At 43.9% G+C, this 5,607-nt stretch carries 3 protein-coding genes and 1 pseudogene; 2 read left to right on the forward strand and 2 right to left on the reverse strand.

The annotated features are described in order from the left end of the window. Window positions 1–94: 94 nt before the first annotated feature. A complete protein-coding gene (locus J6I68_RS07120; RefSeq protein WP_292218935.1) occupies window positions 95–877 on the reverse strand; it encodes a M23 family metallopeptidase in 783 nt (260 codons plus the stop codon). Window positions 878–976: 99 nt separating this feature from the next. Then, window positions 977–3,415 carry a GH36-type glycosyl hydrolase domain-containing protein gene (locus J6I68_RS07125; protein WP_292218937.1) on the reverse strand — a complete coding sequence of 813 codons (2,439 nt, stop codon included), beginning with the start codon at window positions 3,413–3,415 and terminating at the stop codon, window positions 977–979. A 384-nt stretch (window positions 3,416–3,799) separates the two neighbouring features. Between J6I68_RS07125 and J6I68_RS07130 the strand changes: the two genes are divergently transcribed. Both J6I68_RS07130 and J6I68_RS07135 read left to right on the forward strand, forming a co-directional pair. Continuing rightward, window positions 3,800–4,822: a LacI family DNA-binding transcriptional regulator gene (locus J6I68_RS07130; protein WP_292218938.1), complete on the forward strand. Its 1,023-nt coding sequence runs from the start codon at window positions 3,800–3,802 to the stop codon at window positions 4,820–4,822. A gap of 78 nt (window positions 4,823–4,900) precedes the next feature. Continuing rightward, a pseudogene (locus J6I68_RS07135) lies at window positions 4,901–5,607 on the forward strand (carbohydrate ABC transporter substrate-binding protein); the annotation flags it as partial.

Consider the following 5,607-nt stretch of genomic DNA (forward strand, 5'->3'; position numbering starts at 1 on the left):
TCAAGCACTGCTCCGGGACCAATGATGGTTCCTACCTGCTCAAGAGCTGGATCTACTGTAGTATCTTTTTTGTTTCCAAACATGATGAGTCCTCCTACCCGTTGATTTCTATGAGTTCTTCAGGATCGATATATTGTTCGTTTTGCTGAATCTGATAACCAAGTGTTGTATTGTCATCAGTGATGACAAAGATGATGTCACCTTTGTCTATCTGGGATCCTTCTGTAACAAGCGGATCGCCAGAGTTTCTGTAAATAGACACATAACCATTGCCGTGATCTATGGTTACAATATTGCCAAATTTGGCGTCTGTAGTCACTGTAAGGATAGTTCCTGAACCGGAAGCGATAACGCTGTTTCCTGCAGCTGACTCAAGTAAAACTATAGGATTGCCTGTGGCAGAGTCCTTATTGTCTTCAGTGAGTTTAGTGACCTTAGTTTCATTAGGATCATCAACTGCTGGGGTCAGGGATGCTGTTCCTGTGAGAGGGAAGCCAGTTGGCACTGCCAAAGTCTCTGCCTCTTCAGCTGAAATCTGTTCGTCCTCAAGTCTCTGATTGAGGGCTGCACTTAGCTGCTGGACCTTGGTTTCAAGCTCGTCGTTGGATGCTTCTAAGGTACTGCTGGCTGTAGTGAGTTCATCAATCTGAGCTCTTTGCTGATCTTCGATGGCGCGAAGATTGGAAATAGTGATGGCGGAATAGATAATGTAGCATATGATCGCTAGTGCAAGAGCAAATGCTGTGTAAGCAAGGACCTGCGTTTTAAAGTGGTTAAGGTGCAGGCGCTTGGTGGAGCCATCAGAATCTCCTGATATAACCATAAAAGTATAATGTCTTTTGTGTCTGTGTTTTCTGGGCTTTTTCTCTGCGCTCATATTAACCTCCGACTAACGTACTATTCTAACATAAAAACCACCAGGACTCAAATTTCTACAAATCCTGGTGGTTTATTTCGTTATTTGTTGTGCAATTAATTAGCCGATAACTGCTTCTACAGTGTACTCTTTTACGCCTTCCTCATAAGGAATCACGTTACCCTCAACAGTCTTTCCGTTAACTACAAGGCTCTTAACACCCTTCTCAGCACCATTCTGCTTAACAGTGATGTTGTAAGTTGCGCCTCTGTACTTCCTTGTGATCTTGAAATCACCAAAGTCCTTAGGAACGCAAGGGTTAACCATAAGTCCCTTGTGTGTTGGGTAAACACCAAGGATGAACTGAGAGATGTTTACGAATGTCCATGCAGCAGTTCCTGTGAGCCAGCTGTTCTTGCCCTGGCCAAAGAACTTAGCGTCCTTGCCGGCAACCATCTGTGAATATACGTAAGGCTCTGTGCAGTGGATCTCACTGATCTCTTCAATGTAAGCAGGGCAGGTCTTCTTGTAGATCTCAAAGGCTCTGTCACCATGACCAAGAACTGTCTCGGCGATTGAAACCCAAGGGTTGTTGTGGCAGAAGATACCGGCATTCTCCTTGTATCCTGGTGGATATGAGCTGACTTCACCAAGCTCTAAGTGGTACTTGGTGTATGCAGGCTGAAGGATCATTACGCCGTACTTGGTATCAAGTCTTTCCTTTACGCTGGTAAGTGCCTTTTCAGCAAGGCCTTCCTCTACGCCGATTCCAGCAAGAACACAGAATCCCTGAGGCTCGATGTAGATCTGACCTTCCTCGCACTCTTTAGAACCAACCTTGTTGCCGTGAGCATCATATGCTCTGACAAACCATTCGCCGTCCCAACCAGCAGTTGTAGTTGCGTCGTAAACTTTCTTAACTTCTTCTCTGGCTCTCTTAGCCTCAGCGTCGTCGCCAAGAAGTTCAGCCAGTTGAGCGTACTCTTCACCGTACTTAACAAACATACCAGCGATGAATACTGACTCTGCAACAGGTCCCTCTGAAGGTCCGAAAGTCTGGAAGGACTCACCTGGATGCTCTGAGAAGCAGTTGAGGTTAAGACAATCGTTCCAGTCAGCTCTTCCGATAAGTGGAAGACCATGAGGCCCCTTGTGTGTAACTGTGAAATCAAATGAACACTTAAGGTGTCCCATAAGTGTCTTGGCAACACTCATATCGTTATCGAAAGGAACCATTTCATTAAGGATTGAAAGGTCACCTGTCTCTCTGATGTATGCACTGGTTCCAGCAATGAGCCAAAGTGGATCGTCGTTGAAGCCAGAACCGATGTCTGAGTTACCCTTCTTGGTAAGTGGCTGGTACTGGTGGTAAGCAGATCCATCCTGGAACTGTGTTGATGCGATATCAATGATACGCTGTCTTGCTCTGTCTGGGATAAGGTGTACAAATCCAAGAAGATCCTGACAGGAATCTCTAAAGCCCATTCCACGGCCAATTCCTGACTCGTAGTAGGAAGCAGATCTGGACATATTGAATGTAACCATGCACTGATACTGGTTCCAGATATTAACCATGCGGTCAACCTTCTCATTGGAAGAAGATACATGGTAATTGGAAAGAAGCTCTTTCCAGTAAGCCTTAAGCTCTGAAAGAGCAGCATCAACTGACTCTACGCGGTCATACTTGGCAAGCATTGCCTTAGCTCTTTCCTTATTAACAACAGAAGGAGCTTCCCACTTGCTGTCTTCAGGATTCTCAATGTAACCAAGAGTGAAGATGAAAGTCTTGGATTCACCTGGCTCAAGAGTTACGTTGATCTGGTGTGCAGCAATTGGTGACCATCCGCTGGCCAGCTCGCCTGTGCATTTGCCGTTCTTGACAACATCAGGGCTGTCAGGGCCGTTGTATGCGCCAAGGAATGCATCGCGGCTTGTATCGAAACCGTCAACCTTAGTGTTGACGCCATAGATTGCGTAGTGGTTACGACGCTCTCTGTACTCAGTCTTGTGGTAGATAACACTGCCGCCATCAGTAACCTCAACTTCACCAGTTGAAAGGTTACGCTGGAAGTTCTTCATATCATCATCAGCGTTCCACAGACACCACTCTACATATGAGAAAAGAGTGATCTGAGCCTGACTCTTCTTGTTATTAGTAAGAGTTATTTTTGATATCTCACAGTTGTCGTCCATAGGAACGAATGTAAGGACCTGAGCCTGCACGTCGTTCTTGGAAGAGTTCCATGTGCTGTATCCAAGGCCGTGACGGCACTCATAGCTGTCAAGTTCAGTCTTAACTGGCTGCCAGCCTGGATTCCATACGGTATCGCCGTCCTTAATATAGAAGTACTTACCATTGTTGTCGTAAGGAACGTTGTTGTAACGATAACGTGTCAGACGAAGGAGCTTGGCATCCTTATAGAATGTATAGCCTCCGCAGGTGTTAGAGATAAGTGAAAAGAACTCCTTGTTTCCCAGATAGTTGATCCAGGGAAGGGGTGTCTTTGGCGTCGTGATGACGTATTCAAGTGCGTTGTCGTCGAAATGACCGTATTGCATATGTAACCTCCCTCTCTACTTAAACGTTTAAGACGATTTCTAGGCATATTATATATGCTAAGATTAAGAATTTCAACAGTATTTTTTAGTTTACTAATTTAGAAAAAAGTCAGTATTTATGCGGATAAAAACTTTTTTATTACAGGTGGTTTCCGAAGAGGTGCATGAATACTGAAGATTTTCGAAAACGTTTACCTTAAATGTGAACAGATTGTAACTAAAATCGTAATTATGTATGAAATACCGTGCGCAGATTTGTAAAAGACTACCAAAAATATAAAATTTGCACAAAAACTTAAAAACTAAACTTGCTTTTAGAGTAATTTCGATGTATATTAAAACTACGAAAACGATTAAGTGAGAAATGAAGCGATGGCTAAACGAATTGTATCTTTAAAAGACATATCGAAAGCCTGCGGAGTATCGATCGCTACTGTTTCTAAAGCTCTTAATGATCACAGTGATATAAGTAAGGATACCAAGGAGAAGATCAGAGAAGTTGCAGAGCAGTTAGGATATCATCCCAACGCCGCAGCCCAGGCTCTTAAGACAAACAGATCCAACAATATTGGAGTGCTTTTTGTCGATGAAGCCAATAGCGGTCTTACCCATGATTACTTCTCACACGTTTTGGACAGCTTTAAAAAGAAAGCTGAACAGGAAGGTTTCGATATTACCTTCATCAATGGAGACAGAACAAGAAATAACAATATGAGTTATCTGTCCCATGCAATTTACAGAGGATTTGATGGCGTGGTTATCGCCTGTGTGGATTTTTCAGATCCTGAGGTGGATGAACTTATTAAGAGTAACATCCCCGTTGTAACAATTGACCATTCCTTCTTTAATAGGATATCAATTGTATCAGACAACATTAAGGGAATGAGAGAACTTGTTACATATGTATATGAACAGGGACACAGGAAGATAGCTTACATCCACGGCCATGAGGATACAGCGGTTACACAGAGCAGACTGGCAAGCTTTCACAAGACTCTTCAGGACCTTGGAGTTACGATTCCGGATGAATATTTACTGGAAGCTCCTTATAGAAACATAGAAGAAGCTAAAAAAGCTACAGATAAGCTCCTGGATCTTAAGAATCCACCAACATGCATCCTTTACTCCGATGACTTTGCTGCTTTTGGCGGTATGAATGCCATCAGGGAGAGAGGGCTTAGAGTTCCAAATGATATTTCCATAGCCGGATACGACGGCATTGAGATAGCAAGACGTATCAGTCCACTTATGACAACTATTGTTCAGGACACAGACAGGATTGGAAGACTTGCAGCAAGTAAGCTTATAGACCTTATCAATAACCCCAAGGCCACTCTTATCGAACAGATAGTGATACCTGGAACCCTTGAAAAGGGCGAGTCAGTTGGCAAGATCAAGCGCAAATAAATACGGTTTAAGACAGTTTTACTGTTTTAAATAAAAAACTTCAAAATTCTTTTAAAGAAAAGGGAGGTATAAGTAGTTATGAAGAAGAAAGTACTTGGTTTATTACTTTCAACAACAATGGTAGCTGGAATGCTTTCAGCTTGCGGCGGCGCTGCAACAGAAGCTCCTGCAGAGGCACCTGCAGCAGAGGCTCCAGCAGCAGAAGCACCTGCAGCTGATGCAGCAGCAGAGGCACCTGCAGCTGACGCAGCAGCAGAGACACCTGCAGCTGATGAGGGAAAAGTTCTCAACATTTCAGCATGGAACGAGGAGTTCAAGTCACGTCTTACAGATCACTATCCTGGATACGAGGTAGTTGATGGAACAACTGGTAAGATCGGTGATGTTACAGTTAACTGGCTCATCACTCCTAACGAGGAGAATGCATACCAGAACAGACTTGACGAGCTTCTTCTTGCACAGGACAGTGCAGCAGCAGATGACAAGGTTGACCTTTTCCTTGTAGAGGCTGACTACGCAGTTAAGTACACAGATACAGATTACACAATGCCTATTAAGGACCTTGGAATCACAGATGATGAGCTCAAGGATCAGTATTCTTACACACAGGCAGTTGTAACAGATTCTAACGGCGTTCTTAAGGGATCATCATGGCAGGGCTGCCCTGGTGTTATGATCTACAACAGAGAGATCGCTAAGGAAGTATTCGGAACAGACGAGCCTGCAGAGATCCAGGCTAAGTTCTCTGATTGGGATAAGTTCTTCGAGTCAGCTGGTGAGCTTGA

The sequence above is a fragment of the Butyrivibrio sp. genome (assembly GCF_017940685.1).
Lineage (GTDB): Bacteria > Bacillota > Clostridia > Lachnospirales > Lachnospiraceae > Butyrivibrio.